The organism is Dehalococcoidales bacterium (assembly GCA_035529395.1).
Taxonomy (GTDB): domain Bacteria; phylum Chloroflexota; class Dehalococcoidia; order Dehalococcoidales; family Fen-1064; genus DUES01.
On sequence record DATKWT010000018.1, the window covers coordinates 18,256 to 36,160 of the forward strand.

The window sequence follows — 17,905 nt, forward strand, 5'->3', positions numbered from 1 at the left end:
GATGGGTGCAACCTGCGGATGTCCAGTTGCAGAAGGATGACCGGGCACGACCCGCGGTACAAGAGCGGATTCAGTCGTCTATTCCGGGTACCGGGAATCGCGAAGACAGGCTTCGTACTTCCCCGGCTACCTGGTCCCGGACCTCTGTATTCCCGATATTGCTCACCACGCGTACCATCAGTGCGGCAATCTGCTTCATCTCCTCCGTGCCGAAGCCACGTGTGGTTACTGCCGGAGTGCCCAGCCGGATACCGCTGGACGCCCACGGCGGACGCTTGTCAAACGGGATACTGTTCCGGTTGGTGATAATACCGGTGGCCTCCAGGGCTTCCTGCGCATTCTTGCCGGTGACACCGGTCTCGGAGAGGTCCACCATTATCATGTGGTTGTCCGTACCACCGGATACCAGCCGCCACCCCAGTTGGTGGAGTTCTCCGGCCAGAACCTTCGCGTTATCCAGTGTGGCCCTCTGGTAGTTGACGAACTCCGGCTGCATCGCCTCGAAAAAGACTACCGCCTTGGCGGTGATGGCATGCATCTGGGGACCGCCCTGCGTTTCCGGGAAAACTGCGGCATCGAGCGCTGCCGCCAGCTCTTTTCTACAGAGAATGAAACCGCTACGGGGACCACGCAGTGTCTTGTGTGTTGTTGAAGTAATCACATCGGCATATGGAACAGGACTGGAATGAAGACCAACGGCTACCAGTCCGGCGATGTGCGCCATATCCACCATCAGCTTTGCCCCGACCATATCCGCAACGTACCGGAACCGCTCGAAGTCAATGACCCTCGGGTAGGAACTGGCCCCGGCAACAATCAGCCTGGGCTTATGCTCCAGAGCGAGCCTTTCCATCTCCCGGTAGTCGATTCTCTCCGTCTCCCGGTCGACACCGTATCCTATGAAGTTGTACAACTTCCCTGAGAAGCTCACTGCATCGCCGTGAGTAAGATGGCCACCGTGAGCAAGCGGCATGGCCATGACGGTATCGCCCTGCTTCAGTAAAGCAAAATAGGCCGCCATGTTTGCCTGGGCCCCGCTGTGTGGTTGGACATTGGCGTGTTCGGCGGCAAACAGTTCTTTGGCCCGCTCGATTGCCAGGCTCTCCAGCAGGTCCATGTTCTCACAGCCACCGTAATAGCGCCGCAGCGGGTAGCCTTCGGCGTACTTGCTGGTGACAAACGACCCCTGGGCCTCCAGCACAGCCCGGCTGGCATAGTTCTCCGAAGCAATAAGGTTGATTGTCTCTTTCTGGCGTTTTCTCTCCAGTCCCAGAATTCGTCCCGTTTCGGAGTCAATCTTGTTTATAAAGCTCATTTCTCCTCCCCTTAGAAAGTCTACAACCGTACCCGAAAGGTGTCAACAGGAATTTTAAAAAGGCCATCGCTCCGAAACACGGCTACTGAAGTCGACTAGGCTCGGTGTAGATTGACTTACCGTAGTGCCCGTGCTATTATTTAGAACAGATTTATGTCTTCTGCATGAGGCTTTTGTCTCCTGGTTGAACCTGTAAGATAACATGTCAGCACTAACTGAGCTTAATGAGGAAATCGCTCACTGTAGCCTCTGCGAAATAGCCGTAGACCGTACCCGGGTAGTCCCCGGAGAGGGCGCAGAGGACGCTGACATACTCTTCATCGGCGAAGCGCCGGGCTGGCACGAAGACCAGCAGGGACGTCCCTTTGTCGGAGCGGCGGGCAAGTACCTTGACGAGTTGCTGGCCCTGGTGAACCTGAACCGCAGTCAGGTATTCATCGCTAACGTCATCAAATGCCGTCCACCGAGCAATCGCGACCCCCTCCCTATAGAAATTAATAACTGCTGCAAGTGGCTGGACCGCCAGATTGAGATAATCCGCCCCAGAATAATCGTAACCCTGGGTCGTTATTCGATGGCCAGGTTCTTTCCCGGTAAGTCAATAAGCAAGATACACGGTACCGTGCAGAAGTGGAATGACATCACCTGCTACGCCATGTACCATCCTGCAGCGGCCCTCCACCAACAGAGTCTGCGCCGCACCATAGAGGAAGACATGAGCAAGCTGCCATCGCTGCTAACCCAGACGGATAGCGTGCCGGAAGTCCAGCCCCAGCCACAGCAACTGAATATGTTTGAGGTCTGACATCATGGCACAACCACGGTTGAGAGTAATCCCCCTTGGCGGGCTGAGTGAAATCGGTAAGAACATGATGGTCCTGGAGTGCCAGGAAGACATCATTGTCATTGATGCCGGTCTCATGTTCCCCGAAGAAGGCATGCTCGGGGTAGACCTGGTTATCCCCGACATCAGTTACCTGCTGGAAAGGCGCGACAGGATAAAGGGTATGCTGGTCACTCACGGTCACGAGGACCACATCGGCGCGCTGCCCTATGTCCTGCCCCAGTTGGACGTACCCATCTACTGTACGCAGTTGACCCACGGTCTTATCTCCGTGAAACTCAAGGAGCGAAAGGCACTGGCTAAGGCCAGTCTCAATGTATTACCTCCCGGCGGGCGGGTCACGCTGGGATGTTTTCAGATTGAGTTCTTTCCCGTCTGCCACAGCATCCCTGATGCAGTGGGCCTGATAATAAACACCCCGGTGGGCACCATAGTCCACAGCGGGGATTTCAAACTAGACTTCACGCCGGTGAGCGGCAACCCCACCGACCTCTCCCGGCTGGCACAGGTCGGGCGGGAGGGCGTCCTGCTCTTGCTTTCCGATTCCACCTATGCCGAACTGCCCGGCTATACGCCATCGGAGAGGGTAGTCGGTGAAGCCCTGGACCACATCATGGCTGAGGCACCGGGGAGAGTAATCATCACCACCTTCTCCTCCCTGATATCACGTATCCAGCAGGTCATCGACTCGGCAACCAAGTACGAGCGCCGTGTCTTCGTCGTGGGACGCAACATGACCAACATCGTTCACATGGCTATGGAGCTGGGCTATCTGAGAGCACCGGACGGACTGCTGGGACGTCTCGACGAACTTAAAGATATGCCCCATGACAAAATCGTCTTCGTTACCACCGGGAGCCAGGGAGAGCCGACCTCCGCCCTCGTCCGCATAGCCAATCGGGACCACCACCAAATCCATATAGTCCCCGGGGACACTGTGGCTATTTCAGCTACACCCGTTCCCGGAAACGAGGCGCTGGTGGCCAAGACCATGGACAACCTTCTCCGGCAGGGCGCCAACGTGGTGTACAACAGCATGGCACCGGTACACGTCCACGGACACGCCAGCCAGGAAGAACTGAAGCTCATGTTGAACCTCGTGAGACCACAGTACTTCGTCCCGATACACGGTGAATACCGCCACCTGAGCCTCCACGCCAAACTGGCTGAGTCCATCGGTATTCCCAGGGAGAGTATCTTCCTTATGGACGACGGTGATGTCCTCGAGATAGGGCCGCAGATGGCGAAAGTAACCGGCAAGGTCTCCTCCAGCAACGTCTACGTGGATGGCCTCAGTGTCGGTGACATTGGCACCGTTGTCCTGCGTGACCGGAAGATGCTCTCCAGGGATGGTATGGTGGTAGTGATTATTGCCATCAACCGGCAGACCGGAAAGCTGGTGGGGCGTCCCGATATCGTATCAAGGGGCTTCGTTGACACCAGGGAGGCCAAGGAAATGCTGGACGAGAGCCGTGACCTGGTGGCGCGCGTCCTGGACCGTGGTGGTGACCACCCGGCGCAGTGGAGTTTCGTCAACGTCAAGGTAAGGGATACATTGAACAAGTTCTATTATGAGCAGACCAAGCGCCGTCCGATGATTCTTCCCTTCATGGTCAAGGTCTAGCCTCAGTGCGCTGCCCCACCAAGGAGTAGTATGGCCAGTAAGAAACCCGGTTACCGGGAGATACACAGAGATCTGGAGAGGGAGAAGGGTCGAGGAGTGTCACGCTGGGACTGGATACTCTGGTTTGTAATAGCACTGGCAGTAATCGCACTGGTCGTGCTGATGCTGTGGTTTGGAATGTGGGAACCGGTCAGCGCTGTCGCGGTCAGCATCTGGGATACACTCGGCTGGGGCATCGTGATAATCGCGGTTGCCGTCCTGACCCTCGTAGGTCTGGGGTGGTGGCATCACCTCTCTCTGCTGATACGTTACTGGAACCAGTGGCTCGGCGGACTCGTCGTTCTCATGGGTTGCTGGGGAATACTGGCGTTATTCGACCTCGGAGGCAGCTTTGGCCTGGCCATCATCGGCCGCTCGGAGGCTATCGGCTACCTCCGGATACTGGGGATATTCGTTGTAAGCATTCTCCTGATTGCCCCTGAGGTTGGCTACCATGTTTTCATCAGGCCGGTACGCTGGCTGGTAAGGCGCTCCCCCAGACCGAAAGCCCCCGCTATAACCCGCCGCAGGAAGGTGCCGTTCCGTAACATCAAGTCGACTCCAGTGGAGGAAGAGACCACCGCGCCAACTCCTGTTGCCACCACGACGACTCCGGTGCCGACTACTACTCAATCCCAGCGGGGACTGCGGCAGATAGCCCAGGATGTGTGGAAGAAGTACGGTGAGTCATCGAATGCCGTCATCGTGGATGGCTGGAAGCTTCCGCCAATCGATATTCTCGACAAGACGGTCGAGGTTGAGTTTGGTGAGGCCGACAACGCGCAACGGGCCCGGCTGATTGAAGAAGCCCTGGCCAGCTACGGCGTTGAAACCAAGGTCGTCCAGATAAACACCGGGCCGACGGTCACCCAGTTCGGCGTGGAACCGGGTTGGGACCGCAGGAAGAGGGAAGTGCGGGAGAAGGATAAAGAAGGCAATGTCCACACGCGTACCGAGGAGGTTTCCAAGACCAGGGTCAAGGTGGATAGAATCACCTCCCTGGCCAACGACCTGGCACTCGCCCTGGCAGCACCGAGTATCCGGATTGAAGCTCCGGTGCCCGGTAAATCGGTGGTCGGCATTGAGGTACCAAACATAGTCAGTAGTGCCGTCAGCCTGCGCGGTGTGGTTGAGACCAGCACCTTCCAGAAGATACTGAGCAAGTCCAAACTGGCGATAGCACTAGGCAAGGGTGCCGGTGGTGAAGCCGGAGCCGGAGACCTTGCCAAGATGCCGCATCTGCTCATCGCGGGGTCTACCGGCAGTGGCAAGACCGTCTGCCTCAATTCCGCCATCTGCTGCCTGCTGATGCACAACACCCCGAACGACCTCCGGCTTATCATGATTGACCCCAAGAGAGTGGAGCTGACGCCTTTCAACAGCATTCCCCACCTGGCCGTACCGGTGATAGTGGACACGAACAAAGCCCTGGACGTGCTCCGCTGGCTCAACGCAGAGATGGACCGGCGCTACCAGCATCTGGCCAAGGCCACGTCACGCAATATCGACAGCTATAATAAGAACCGGCAGGGCAAAGATAGACTACCCTACCTGGTGCTGGTTATCGACGAACTGGCCGACCTGATGATGGCCGGGTTCGATGAAGTGGAACACATTCTCTGCCGGCTGGCCCAGCTTTCTCGTGCCGTGGGCATGCACCTGATAGTGGCTACACAACGGCCGTCGGTGGACGTCGTCACCGGCCTAATCAAGGCCAATTTCCCCACCCGCATCAGTTTTGCGGTTACCTCCCAGGTAGATTCCCGAACGATTCTCGATGGTGCCGGTGCTGAGAAACTGCTGGGCAGGGGTGATATGCTCTACATGCCCACCGAGGCCGCCAAACCGAAACGCCTCCAGGGCTGTTTTGTCTCTGATGCCGAGACGGAGAGGCTGGTCTACTTCTGGGGGAGCCAGAAGAACGACGAAATGTCGGCGTTGAAAATAGAAGAAGCCCTTCAATCACCATCCTTCACCAGAATACGCGAAGTGCCGAAAGACACCCTGCTCGAGGCGGCCAGGCAACTGGCCAGCGAGCACGAAAACATATCCACCTCTTTCCTCCAGCGCCGACTCCAGATAGGCTATCCACGAGCAGCCCGGCTCAAGGAGCAGCTTGACGAATCGCTGGCCGAGGACGAAGAGCAGGAAATGACGTCTGACGAGTCGACCGAGTAACCGCGGAGACACGGAGGCGCCGGAGATATGATGGAAAATGCCGTTATGCTGTCCGTTGGACAGGACTACCACCTGAAAAGGGGCAAGGACCGCATCACCTACGCAGGTATGCCATCGGAGGAGGTCTACTCCATTGCCCAGAGAAAGACTTCCGGCTACCAGGGTTTTTCCTGGAACCTTTATTTCCCCAGGAGAAAGAGGGACATCACAATTGACGGCGTTAGCCTGCACGTGGAGAATGTCACTCCGGACGAGATAAGCTTCAGGGTGGTGTAGGACATACACCTGTGCCTGCTGCAGTACTTTGACTTGATGAACACCTGAACTACATAGGGCGGCTTGGCATCATCCTTCTGCCTCAAATTGCAGGAACTCAACTGGCGCCCCATTATCAACGATAAAGGCCACAGTGACGCCAGCGGAAGGACTATTTGGCTCAATCAACACGTCTTTTCCTTTCAGTTCTTCGTCCAGGTTGTCAACTTTGAAAGCAACGTGGGGTACTGTCTTGACCAGCTCCGGCAGGGGGCAATCGGGTTCATATCGCATCCACTCGATACCGTAGGGACTGTCATTATATCCGGAAACGTATACCTTGAAATCTTTTAAATATATTTCATTTTCCAGTTTAATGTCTGTGGGTATACCCAGATGATGATATTCTCTCATTTGCGATAACCTCTGTTAAATAACACAATTACCCGAAACCAAAGCTGCCAGCATGTCTCGCGCGGCACAAGGTTCCACTATTGCTCTCTTCTCCGTGCACCCCTCAGCCGCTTGAGAATCACCCGCCGGTACATCTCGGCAAGGCCGCGTCCGTGCTTGGGTACACGCTCACGCTTTTTCTTGAGTTTCCTCTGTCGCCGGTCCTGTCTCGTCTCAGCTTTATCCGGTGACTCATCACTCATGGTACTACCCCGGTCAGCGCTTACATTCTTACTGGTAGATTTCCACAGTTATCCGGACGGGCATCACCGCACCAGGGAGTGCTCGTCCTGACTGCGCCGCAGCTCGATGATGCGGTCGCGCAAGAGGGCCGCTTTCTCGAACTCCAGACTCCTGGCCGCTGCCTTCATCTGTGATTCGAGGTCTTTGATTAGTCGGGCTATCTCCTGCCTGGTAGCGGGAGTGGCAACGTAGGGAGTGCGCGTCTCGGCCACAGCCTCAACCCGTTCCGTGATGTCTCTGACCGCCTTTCTTATGCTCTGCGGCGTAATGCCATGCTCCCGGTTATACTCTACCTGAATCTGGCGGCGGCGCTGCGTTTCCTCTATCGCTTCCTTCATCGAACGTGTCATGGTGTCGGCATACATGATGACATGACCGTCAATGTGACGGGCCGCCCGCCCCATCGTCTGAATCAAGGCCCTTGCGGACCTCAGGTAGCCTTCCTTATCGGCATCAAGGATGGCCACAAGACTTACCTCGGGCAGGTCCAGGCCCTCACGGAGCAGGTTAATACCAACAACGACATCATGGACTCCCAGACGGAGGTCGCGCAGTATCTCCACCCTTTCCAGTGTCTGAATCTCGGAGTGCAGGTAGTGGGTCTTCACTCCCAGCTCGATCAGGTAGTCGGCCAGCTCCTCGGCCATCCTCTTGGTGAGAGTGGTCACCAGGCAACGCTCTCTCTTGCTGACGCGCTGCCTAATCTGGTCGAGCAGGTCATCAATCTGTCCCCGCGTCGGTTTGACCTCCACGGTAGGTTCGAGGAGCCCGGTGGGACGGACCAACTGCTCGGCTACCTGCTGGCTTTGCTCATACTCGTAGGGGCTGGGCGTAGCCGACGTGTAGATAACCTGGTTAATGCGCTCCTCAAACTCTGCGAAATTCAGCGGGCGGTTGTCCAGGGCCGAAGGCATGCGGAAGCCATGCTCCACCAGCGTCTCTTTGCGGGAGCGGTCGCCGTGGTACATGCCCCGAATCTGGGGCAGGCTCATGTGGGATTCGTCGATAAACACCAGGTAGTCATCCGGGAAGTAGTCAAGCAGCGTCCAGGGCGCGCTTCCCGGCGGGCGCTGTGCCAGGTGGCGGGAGTAGTTCTCCACGCCGGAGCAGTATCCCGCCTCGCGGAGCATCTCCAGGTCATAGTTGGTGCGTGCTTCGAGGCGAGCCGCTTCGAGTACCTTCTCCTGCTGCCTCAGTTCCCGCAACCGCTCCTGCAACTCCTCTTCGATGCTGGTAATGGCTAGTTGCAGCTTCTCCTGCGAGGTGACGAAGTGCTTGGCCGGATAGACGTCGACCGATGTCAGTTCGGCAAGCAGCTCTCCGGTGAGCGGGTCTATCTCGACGATGCGCTCGACCTCGTCGCCGAAGAACTCGATGCGCAGGGCGAGCTCTTCATAGGCCGGCTGTATCTCCAGGGTATCGCCCCGGATGCGGAACTTGCCCCGGCTGAAATCATAGTCATTGCGTTCGTACTGCATGTCCACCAGCTTGTGGAGCAGTCGCTGCCGGTTGTAGCTCTCGCCTTTGCTGAAGCTGAGGACGAAGCTCTGGTACTCTTCCGGTTCTCCCAGGCCGTAGATGCAGGACACCGAGGCGACTATCAGGACGTCACGGCGCGTAAACAGGGCACGGGTAGCGGCGTGGCGCAGCTTGTCAATCTCCTCATTGATATCGGCCTCTTTCTCGATATAGGTGTCAGTACGGGGGACATAGGCTTCCGGCTGATAGTAATCATAATAGCTGACGAAGTACTCCACGGCGTTGTTGGGCAGAAACTCGCGGAACTCCGAGTAGAGCTGGGCGGCGAGGGTCTTGTTGTGACACATCACCAGGGTTGGTCTCTGCACGCGCGCCACGATATTGGCCATGGTGAAGGTCTTGCCACTGCCGGTAACACCGAGCAGCGTCTGCTTCTTGTGGCCTTCTTCCAGACCGGCGACCAGCCTGTCAACGGCCTGGGGCTGGTCACCCGTCATTCCGAAATCAGATACTACTTCGAACTCAGGCACAACACCACCAACCATACGTTCTCTGTGAATAGTATATCCCCTGAGCGGAAGGGGGTTCAAAAGTTTTCCTGAAAAATTCTACGCGCAGCTACTGCATCGCCACGGCCAGCTTCGCTTCCATGGCTTGTCCCGTCATGGCACCGATGGCCACTGCCCGGATTACGCCCTTCCTGTCAATGAAGTAGCTGGCGGGTATACCTCTCACTTGGTACATGCTTCCAACCTTACCGGTGGTGTCCAGCAGGAACGTCCAGGTGTAACCGCCCTCTCCAATGAATGCACGTACGGTACTTACGCTCTCCCGGAGGTCTATACCGAGGACAACCACATCGCGATCGCGGTACTTCCGGTGCACCTTTTCAATGTCCGGCATCTCGGCACGGCATGGGGGGCACCAGGTAGCCCAGAAGTTCAGGAAGACCACCTTGCCGCGAAGGTCGCTCAGGCGGACGGTGTTGCCATCGAGGTCTTTGAGGGTGAAGTCCGGGGCCGGCTTGTCCAACTCCGCCATTCCTGATGACGCCGGTCCAGACTCGGAGCCGCAGGCCTGGAGCCCAAGTGTGAGTATGGCAAGCAACAGAATTGCCATGACAGGACGAAACGATAGATTCTTCAGTCTTATGCTCATATATTTCCTTATCTTGTAGCACAACTGGAAGGTAGCTGTCTACCTCATCGCCACCGCCCGCTTTTCCTTCACTGCCAGGGCATGCACGACCTCCCATCAACGTATCAGGGACGTCCTGGGCCACACGGTGTGTGAGGCTCACCCTGGACTGTTGGCTACTCTCGTGCACAGTTCCAGTACCCTCTTGACGTATCTCATGTGAAGCCTCTCGTGGTCCACCAGTCTTCTCAATACCTTTCGGGCAGTCCACAGGTTGCACACGGGACTCCGATACTTGCGGGGCTGAAAGACGCCCTTCATCTTTCGTTCAGGAAAGCCACGCAGGCCCGCAAGAGCTACATCGCGACTGTGTTCCAGAAGCTCAAGTGTGGTTTCAGGTAGTCTTACCGGCCATGGAACGACACTGATACGGGTAAGGTACCAGAGTTCAACGTGTGCTATGTGGACCAGGCAGTTTCTTATGGTGCGAGGCTCACCGGGCGGCTCCCAATCAAGACAGTCGTCAGTAATGCCAGCGACGGCGGCCATCAGGTCATTCCGTGAGTATTCCATCAGGCGAATCGTCCTATCGATGTCCTCTCTAGCTATGGGAGCGACTTCGGACCAGAACAGCGGTTCGGGCTTACGCGCCTCGGCAGGATTGTAATCGACCCGAAGCATCTCAGCGCCCTCGATCTCAACATCCCTCTTCATGAACGGGGGCACTTCGCCATTGCTCCTGAGCCATTCAGCCCACTCCAGGACTACCATCCTGACCTTTACCATGGCACGTTCTTTGGTGCTGCCGAACACCCAGCAGCCCGGGCAATCTGGCACAAAGGCACCTGTCGCTTCCGGTCCGATCTCAAGACATACTGATATGCTGTGTTTCCCCCGAACCACGATTGACCTTCCTTCAGCTACTGTTCCGTCTCTCAAGGAGAGGGAGGGGTCTCTCTTAGACTCTTCTCCATTTTGTACCTGTCATTGCGAGCCCTTTACCTGTCATTGCGAGCCGAAGGCGAAGCAATCTCATTAGTGCCCTCCAGATTGCTTCGTTGCGTTGCTCCTCGCAATGACACAAGTGTTCAGATTGCGTCTTTCTTTGGACTCTTCTCAATTTGTACCTGTCATTGCGAGCCGGAGGCGAAGCAATCTCATTATTGCCCTATCATTTCCTCCCTGCTCTCCAGATTGCTTCGTCGTGTTGCTCCTCGCAATGACACAAGTGTTCAGGCTGAGCCTCTCTTTGGACTGCTATTTGTATAGAAAAATAGAGTTACCGACTTCAAATCCACTTCCCCGGTACAACTGCATCCATCACTACCCCCCGTAGTACTGCAGCGCCAGCTTGACCCGCTCCTCAAGGGTCAGCTTGGAGTCGCGGGGGAGGGTGGCTACGGCCTGGCTGGCCTCGGTGACGGAATAGCCGAGGGAGGTCAGTGCTGCCAGGACCTCGGCGTGCTCCTCGGCTATCTGCGCTGCCGGTATGGCTATCAGCCCTGCGCCTATCTTGTCTTTGAGTTCCAGCACCAGGCGCTGGGCCATCTTCTTACCGATTCCGGGAACGCTGGTCAGTAGGTCGGTGCTGCCGGTGGCAATCGCCATGGTCAGTTGCTCAACATTCATCGTGGAGAGCATCGCCAGGGCCAGTCGCGGGCCCAGTCCGGAAACCCCGATTAAGGTCTCGAAGAGTTGGAGTTCATTCGCTGAACTGAAACCATAAAGGGAAACATCGTCTTCCTTGACATGAAGGTGGGTATGCAGCTTGACACTTTCACCAACCGCCCCCAGGGTGCTCAGCACCGATGTCGGCATATAGACGCGGAAACCGACCCCGCCAACGTTGATGATTGCCCAGTCGCTGCCCAAAGACTCCACGGCACCCTGAAGGCTGGCTATCATGCTATCTCCTTCATGTCTGCTCCGCGAGGAGGTTACTCAGGTGTACCTCACTGATGTGGCAGAGGGCCGTTGCCAGGGCATCGGCAGCGTCAGCCGGTTCGGGGACTTCGGACAGCCCCAGTTGGAGACCGACCATCTTCTGGACCTGCTCCTTACTGCTTGTTCCGTAGTTGGCCACCCGCTGCTTTATCTGGGCCGGGGTATACTCGTAGGTCGGGATGCCTTTGTTGGCTGCGGCAAGAATTGCTATCGCCTGGGCTTTGCCAATCGCCAGCGCCGAGCTGACATTCTTACCCACGAATGGCTGCTCCACGGCCATGACATCGGGCTGATGACGAGATACTATCTCGCAGAGCTGGTTGTAGAGGTTGCTCAGCCTTTCGCTGATAGGCAGGCGTGCCGGGCTGGTCAGGGCACCATATTCAACCATGCTAACCCCATCATCGGTGCTGTCTATCACCCCGTAGCCGATGACCACTGTACCAGGATCTATGCCCAGGACTCTCATCATTATACTCCGCCTGCCGTTACGGTCCCCTCCGGCAGTGCCTTTCTCTACTGGAAAATAGTGGCAGTCTGACCGGAAGGTGTGTCATGGATACCCGGACAAGCAATCAGATGGAACACGACCGGGCCAAGGCTAGCCCTGCTCCTGGTACTTCTCTGTGATTTCATCAGAGAAGTCAACATTACTGGCGACATACCGGACATCGTCCACTTCGTCCAGCTTTTCCATCAGCCGCAGTGTCTGGATGGCTGCTTTGTCATCGAGCTGGATTGTAACCTTGGGGACCATGGATACCTCGACCGAACCTATGGGGATTTCCTCCCGCTCCAGGGCTTCTCTGACAGCTTCCAGTTCCTCGGGCCTGGTATATATCTCGATAAACCCTGTCTCGACGGTTACATCATCGGCACCGGCGTCGATTGCCTTCAGTGCCAACTCCTCGGTATCCAGGTTTTCAGTTTTTGCAGTGATAACACCCTTGGACTCGAAGAGCCAGGCAACACAACCCGTCTCCCCCAGGTTACCTCCACCGCGTGAAAACAGGTGACGTATGTTCTGTACTGTCCGGTTCTTGTTGTCACTCAGCGTCTGTACGAGAATAGCTCCGCCACCGGGTCCATACCCCTCATATACCACTTCTTTCAGGTTGGCTCCCTCGGCATCACCGCTGGCCCGTTTTATAGCCCGCTCGATGTTGTCCATGGGCATGCTGCTGTCGCGAGCCCGCTGTACCGCCAGTCGCAGTGAGAAATTGGCATCCTGACTCGGGCCCCCCTTCCGCACGGCGACAATTATCTCGCGAGTCAACTTGGTAAACAGCTGGCCCCGCTTGGCGTCAGTAGCTGCTTTCTGGTGCTTGATTGAGGCCCACTTAGAGTGTCCCGACATGGCTGACCCTCCTTACGCAGGTAGAAACAAGCTTGTTATTCTCCCGTCATTACACCCCGGCAGACTATCGACGGTGCAGATTCCGGTACACTAGAGAACCGAGTCAATCTTTTCCGCCAGCACCCGTTCCGGTACGGCACCAATCACCGTTTCCACCGCTTCCCCGTTCTTAAACATCATCACCGTCGGTATGGACATAACGCGGTACCTGGCAGGTGTCATCGGATTCTCATCAATGTTCAATCGGAAGCACTTGAGCTTTCCGTCGTATTTCTCTGCCAGTTTCTCAACAATAGGTGCAATCATATGGCACGGTCCACACCACGGAGCCCACATATCTACCAGTGCCGGCAGGCTAGATCCAATAACTTCCTGTTCAAATTCCTGGTCGGTAACATCAGTAACCATGAAATGCCTCCCCTCCAAACTACGTTGCTCCACAGTCTATGTTAATCGCTGATGCTCCGGCATGTCAAGATAATATTGTGCGGTGTCCGGTACATTAGCGACACTCCAGTACAGCCGGTGCCGGTTGCCACACAAGAATAAAACTTCTCGTCCCTTCAGAGAGTTATGTCACCTTTCTGTCTGAACGAGAGCAGAAAAAGAGCAGCATGCTGGCCGGCCTTGCCACCGTACCCCGCCTGATGGTAGAATTCGCTTCAGTTGCAGTACGAGTAAGAGGTCAGTATCGCCACGCCGGCACGATGGAAAGGAGCCTGGGTTGATTATTCGGAAGCTTGAATTTGGACCGTTTGCGGGCAACTGCTATATCGTTGGCTCGGAATCTACCGGAGAGGGAATGATAATCGACCCCGCCACCCAAGGAGAAGACATCGTCAGGCAGGTTGAGGAATTGGGACTCAAGGTCAAGGTTATCGTGCTGACCCACGGGCATATGGACCACACCGGCGCCCTGGCCGAGGTAAAAGAAGCCATCGGTGCAGAGGTGGCCATCCATGCCAATGACGCCCCTTACCTCCAGGACAAACACCCCATGATGCAGATGTTCAGCCGCTCATCAAAGGAGATGCCGGCACCAGACCGGCTTCTCGAGAATGATGACACTATCGACATCGGCGAACTGCGTTTCCGTGTGCTCCACACGCCGGGGCACACACCTGGCGGCATATCGCTAGTCGGGGAAGGGGTAGTCTTCACCGGCGACACCCTGTTTCAGTTCAGCATCGGCCGGGCTGACTTTCCGGGGGCAAGCTACGAGGATGAGATGGAGAGCATCCGCACCAGGCTGCTGACTCTCCCCGATGAGACTACGGTCTATCCCGGCCACGGTCCGGACACTACCATCGGCGTCGAGCGGAAATTTAACCCGTTCCTCCAGGACGACGTGGTATTCTAAAACCGCTACGGGAAAAATGAAGGGGCTCCCTGTTCAGACAGGAAGCCCCTTTTTCTTATCCCGGTATCCGGTTAGCCTATCAACCGGGTGAAGAAGAGGCTGGCACTGCCGGCAACCGCAGCGAAGACGATTGATATCATAGCCATCAGCTTGATAAGGATATTCAGAGATGGGCCGGACGCATCCTTGAGCGGGTCACCAACGGTATCGCCGACAACCCCTGCCTTGTGAGCCTCCGAGCCCTTGCCGCCGTGGGCGCCCGCCTCGATGTACTTCTTGGCGTTGTCCCACGCTCCTCCTGCATTGGCCAGCATGATGGCCAGCACGAACCCCGATGTCAGACCACCGAAGAGAAGCCCCATTACCGCTGCGGGGCCGAGGATGATACCGACAAGTATGGGAACTACTATCGCCAGCAACGCCGGCATTATCATTTCCTTCTGGGCCGCCGTGGTAGCGATATAGACACACCGGGCAGAGTCGGCCCGGGCGGTGCCTTCCATCAGGCCGGGTATCTCCTTCCACTGCCGGCGGACCTCTTCCACCACCTTGCCGGCATTACGCCCGACGGCTTTGTTAATCAGGGCGCAGAAGACAAAGGCCAGCATAGCACCGATGAGCATACCGGCGATGACCCTGGGATTCATGAGGTGTATCTGATATACATCAACAAACTGCCCCAGGCTCGCGTCGGTCGCTTCCTTGGCAGTCCAGAACACTCCCGGCACCACCTCGACCAGTCCGTTGACACTGTGTTCCGCTATTCGTATCAAGCCTGCCCGTATCTCTTCAATGTAGGCAGCCACAAGAGCCAGGCCGGTGAGCGCCGCCGAACCAATGGCAAAGCCCTTGCCGGTGGCAGCCGTGGTATTACCTATCGCATCCAGTTTGTCGGTGCGCTCACGCACCTCCGGGTCGAGTTTACTCATGGTGGCATTACCGGAGGCGTTGTCCGCAATCGGGCCGTAGGCATCGGTGGCCAGCGTAATCCCCAGTGTCGACAGCATACCTACTGCTGCCAGCCCGATTCCATACAGGCCCTGAAACGGTTCCTGGAATCCGCCGGCAAGCCCGTAGCTGAGCAGTATGCCGATGGCAATGGCCGCCACCGGGATACCGGTGGAAAGCTGGCCGACCGATATTCCCGCGATAACAACAGTCGCCGGGCCGGTAGCGGACTCAGCGGCAATCTCTTGAGTCGGCTTGTGGTCGTAGGAAGTGTAGTACTCGGCCGATTTCCCGATGATTATGCCCACCAGAAGTCCCACCAGGATGGCCACCCAGATGCGGATAGCCGGGCCGACTCCGAGGTCGGCCTGAACGCCCAGGAGGTACACCACCAGTCCCCCGGAGGCCAGGGCAATCATCACTGCACTGGCATTCACCCCCAGGCCGAGGGCTTTAAGGAGACTCGATGTAGAGGCGCCCTCCTTGGTCCTCACCAAGTATATGCCGACAATGGAGAAGACGATACCCAGGGCAGCGATAAGCATCGGCAGAACAACGCCGAATATACCAAATCCGGCGGCAACTCCCAGGGCCGCCGCTGCCAGAATGGAACCGCAATACGATTCATAGAGGTCGGCACCCATACCGGCTACATCACCGACATTGTCACCAACATTATCGGCCAGGACACCCGGGTTCCTCGGGTCATCTTCGGGGATACCGGCCTCCACCTTACCCACCAGGTCGGAACCGACATCCGCCGCTTTGGTGTATATCCCACCGCCGACACGTGCAAAGAGGGCCTGCGTGCTCGCCCCCATGCCGAAGGTCAGCATGGTAACTGTTATCGTTGCCAGACTGTAGTCGGTCAATGTCTGCATGAGGATAAACCACAGGCAGATGTCCAGCAGTCCGAAGCCCACGACTACAAGCCCCATCACGGCACCACTGCGGAAAGCGACCTGAAGTGCCTTATTCAGCGAATTCCGTGCCGCATTCGTTGTTCGCACATTGGCGTAGGTGGCCGTCTTCATGCCCAGCCATCCGCACAGGGCGGAGAAGAAACCACCGGTTAGAAAGGCAAACGGCACCCAGGGATTCATCACCGGTATCGCCATCCCGAAGGCCAGGTACGCCAGGATGGCCGCCAGCACAACCATGACAATGGCGACAACCTTGTACTGCCTCTTGAGGTAGGCGTTAGCCCCCTCTCTCACACCCTGGGCAATAATCTGCATTTCTGCGGTGCCTTCCGGCTCCTTCTTCATCCCGCGATAGAAGATGTAGGCGAAGACAAGGGCCAGGACAGCGCCCACGGGAGCCAGATACCACAGGGCTGGAATTGCCGCCGTATCGACGGCCTCAGCAGCAGCACTACCAACCTGGGCAGCCGTGCCACCACCTGTGAATACGGAGATGATAAGGACCATGATGACGGCAATCACGCCTACTATCATCAGCCTTCTTCCGTTTCCTCGGAACAGGGATACTCTCACTATTTATCCTCCTTCGCTACATCATATTTCCCCAACCGGTTCTCCAGTTCATTCTGTCTTATCGTCAGGGTAAGGTCACTGCGCGTTCTTTCCAGGACACCCCTTACCATATCCGTAGCCCGACGCAGCCCACCGGTAAGAGCATCCGGGAAATCTATGGTGACCAGTACGTTGTAGATATCGTCCATTGCTGCCAGGAGTTCCTCACCACGGGAGAGGTCGCCCTTTCTCATGCTGTCCAGCAGGTACCGCCGTACCTCACCGACGGCATCCCCCAGTCCGTGCAGGTAGGCCACAGGGTCGACACCCAGTTCTTCAGGTTCGGGAAGCTCCTGTCCGGTTACCAGGGCAAGGACAACATTACCTTCGGTGAATTCCTTCTGGGCGTCCCGGAAATAGCCGGCACGGGCAAGCTCATTCTCTGCACCCACCGACTGAGTTGCTTCGTCAAGAAGCCTGCGAGCCGTCTGTAAAAGCGTTCCGGCCTCGTCCAACTCCTGGCGGTGCACCGCCCGGATAGCATTGCTGCAATACCTGATGGACTCGCGACACCGGGGCAGTACCTTCTCCCTGGCGGCGTCTCTGGCGGACAGGGTTTCCCTGATTCGGTCGGCAATGGCGTCAAGGTTACTTGTCAGTCTGCCCACTGTTCACCTCATGTCTTTCCACTATCTGACGAGCGGCCTCCTCCGGGTTATCGGCGCTGATAATCAAGTCCGAGTCCACACCGGCAGCAATAACTTTGGCAACGTTATCCATGTTGATACCGCCAATCGCCCGCAGCGCTTCGCCTATCCGATTCATACCGGCATCGATGATACGTAGTATCTGGCTTGGCATTCTATCAAGCGAACTCACAGTCAAATCCGGGACGTTTCATTCTATCACGACTGTGTAAAAGGTGGCAAGCGATAGTACTGGCCGAGGATATTAGCGACATTTGATATCCGTACCGACCGTCATTGCGAGCGAAGTGAAGCAATCCACATGGTGGGTGAGATTCTTCGTCGCCATGCTCCTCAAGAATGACATTGGGGTGATGTAAGCTACCTCACCACGAAGCTACTTAAGAATGAGAAGGTGCTCTTTAATCTTCGCCGACGGCGTTCTCAATAACCTCGATACGCGAAGGTCTATTACGCCTGTCCAGCTCCACGGCCACTACATCGATACGCCAGGAATCAGGCAAGTCTTCGTGGGTTTCCCGATAGCGGGCAGCAACTACGCGGAGCT

At 56.7% G+C, this 17,905-nt stretch carries 18 protein-coding genes; 5 read left to right on the plus strand and 13 right to left on the minus strand.

Annotated features, from left to right (window positions below; translation table 11 throughout):
* Positions 1-70 precede the first annotated feature (70 nt).
* Positions 71-1,315, minus strand: coding sequence for a serine hydroxymethyltransferase (gene glyA / locus VMW13_01135; GenBank protein ID HUV43410.1), 1,245 nt, complete (start codon positions 1,313-1,315; stop codon positions 71-73).
* Positions 1,316-1,517: 202 nt separating this feature from the next.
* Between glyA and VMW13_01140 the strand changes: the two genes are divergently transcribed.
* From VMW13_01140 to VMW13_01155, 4 genes are read left to right on the plus strand one after another with little or no spacing between them, the layout of a single operon-like run.
* Positions 1,518-2,120, plus strand: a complete 603-nt coding sequence (locus VMW13_01140) for a uracil-DNA glycosylase (protein HUV43411.1) — start codon at positions 1,518-1,520, stop codon at positions 2,118-2,120.
* Between the two features lie 4 nt (positions 2,121-2,124).
* Positions 2,125-3,783 carry a ribonuclease J gene (locus VMW13_01145; protein HUV43412.1) on the plus strand — a complete coding sequence of 553 codons (1,659 nt, stop codon included), beginning with the start codon at positions 2,125-2,127 and terminating at the stop codon, positions 3,781-3,783.
* Positions 3,784-3,813: 30 nt separating this feature from the next.
* Complete coding sequence (locus VMW13_01150) at positions 3,814-6,000, plus strand: DNA translocase FtsK (protein ID HUV43413.1); 2,187 nt, start codon at positions 3,814-3,816, stop codon at positions 5,998-6,000.
* Between the two features lie 27 nt (positions 6,001-6,027).
* A complete protein-coding gene (locus VMW13_01155; protein HUV43414.1) occupies positions 6,028-6,276 on the plus strand; it encodes a hypothetical protein in 249 nt (82 codons plus the stop codon).
* Positions 6,277-6,345: 69 nt separating this feature from the next.
* On the opposite strand, the gene VMW13_01160 is transcribed toward VMW13_01155, so the two are convergent.
* The 9 genes from VMW13_01160 to trxA all read right to left on the minus strand — a co-directional run bounded on the left by VMW13_01160 (position 6,346) and on the right by trxA (position 13,276).
* Positions 6,346-6,669, minus strand: a complete 324-nt coding sequence (locus tag VMW13_01160; GenBank protein HUV43415.1) for a hypothetical protein — start codon at positions 6,667-6,669, stop codon at positions 6,346-6,348.
* A gap of 77 nt (positions 6,670-6,746) precedes the next feature.
* On the minus strand, positions 6,747-6,911 hold the full coding sequence (locus VMW13_01165) for a hypothetical protein (protein HUV43416.1): 165 nt from the start codon (positions 6,909-6,911) through the stop codon (positions 6,747-6,749).
* A gap of 63 nt (positions 6,912-6,974) precedes the next feature.
* Positions 6,975-8,960, minus strand: coding sequence for an excinuclease ABC subunit UvrB (gene uvrB / locus VMW13_01170; GenBank protein ID HUV43417.1), 1,986 nt, complete (start codon positions 8,958-8,960; stop codon positions 6,975-6,977).
* A gap of 88 nt (positions 8,961-9,048) precedes the next feature.
* Positions 9,049-9,588, minus strand: coding sequence for a TlpA disulfide reductase family protein (locus tag VMW13_01175; GenBank protein HUV43418.1), 540 nt, complete (start codon positions 9,586-9,588; stop codon positions 9,049-9,051).
* A gap of 138 nt (positions 9,589-9,726) precedes the next feature.
* Positions 9,727-10,404: a DinB family protein gene (locus tag VMW13_01180; GenBank protein HUV43419.1), complete on the minus strand. Its 678-nt coding sequence runs from the start codon at positions 10,402-10,404 to the stop codon at positions 9,727-9,729.
* A gap of 486 nt (positions 10,405-10,890) precedes the next feature.
* Positions 10,891-11,472, minus strand: a complete 582-nt coding sequence (ruvA, locus tag VMW13_01185; protein ID HUV43420.1) for a Holliday junction branch migration protein RuvA — start codon at positions 11,470-11,472, stop codon at positions 10,891-10,893.
* A gap of 10 nt (positions 11,473-11,482) precedes the next feature.
* Positions 11,483-11,983 (minus strand): crossover junction endodeoxyribonuclease RuvC, encoded by a 501-nt coding sequence (gene ruvC / locus VMW13_01190; GenBank protein ID HUV43421.1) that lies wholly within the window; start codon positions 11,981-11,983, stop codon positions 11,483-11,485.
* Between the two features lie 129 nt (positions 11,984-12,112).
* Complete coding sequence (locus VMW13_01195) at positions 12,113-12,868, minus strand: YebC/PmpR family DNA-binding transcriptional regulator (protein ID HUV43422.1); 756 nt, start codon at positions 12,866-12,868, stop codon at positions 12,113-12,115.
* Between the two features lie 90 nt (positions 12,869-12,958).
* Complete coding sequence (trxA, locus tag VMW13_01200) at positions 12,959-13,276, minus strand: thioredoxin (protein ID HUV43423.1); 318 nt, start codon at positions 13,274-13,276, stop codon at positions 12,959-12,961.
* 316 nt (positions 13,277-13,592) lie between these two features.
* Here trxA and VMW13_01205 point away from each other — a divergent pair, with 316 nt between their 5' ends.
* Positions 13,593-14,228 carry an MBL fold metallo-hydrolase gene (locus VMW13_01205; GenBank protein ID HUV43424.1) on the plus strand — a complete coding sequence of 212 codons (636 nt, stop codon included), beginning with the start codon at positions 13,593-13,595 and terminating at the stop codon, positions 14,226-14,228.
* Between the two features lie 71 nt (positions 14,229-14,299).
* On the opposite strand, the gene VMW13_01210 is transcribed toward VMW13_01205, so the two are convergent.
* Genes VMW13_01210 through VMW13_01220 form a run of 3 tightly spaced genes read right to left on the minus strand, consistent with a single transcriptional unit; the run spans position 14,300 to position 17,530 of the window.
* Positions 14,300-16,672, minus strand: coding sequence for a sodium-translocating pyrophosphatase (locus VMW13_01210; protein HUV43425.1), 2,373 nt, complete (start codon positions 16,670-16,672; stop codon positions 14,300-14,302).
* The gene (locus VMW13_01215; protein ID HUV43426.1) at positions 16,672-17,319 is read right to left on the minus strand and encodes a haloacid dehalogenase; all 648 of its coding nucleotides are present in this window, start codon (positions 17,317-17,319) and stop codon (positions 16,672-16,674) included. Before VMW13_01215 ends, VMW13_01210 begins: the two co-directional genes overlap by 1 nt.
* Positions 17,300-17,530 carry a hypothetical protein gene (locus VMW13_01220; GenBank protein HUV43427.1) on the minus strand — a complete coding sequence of 77 codons (231 nt, stop codon included), beginning with the start codon at positions 17,528-17,530 and terminating at the stop codon, positions 17,300-17,302. Before VMW13_01220 ends, VMW13_01215 begins: the two co-directional genes overlap by 20 nt.
* Positions 17,531-17,905: the final 375 nt, after the last annotated feature.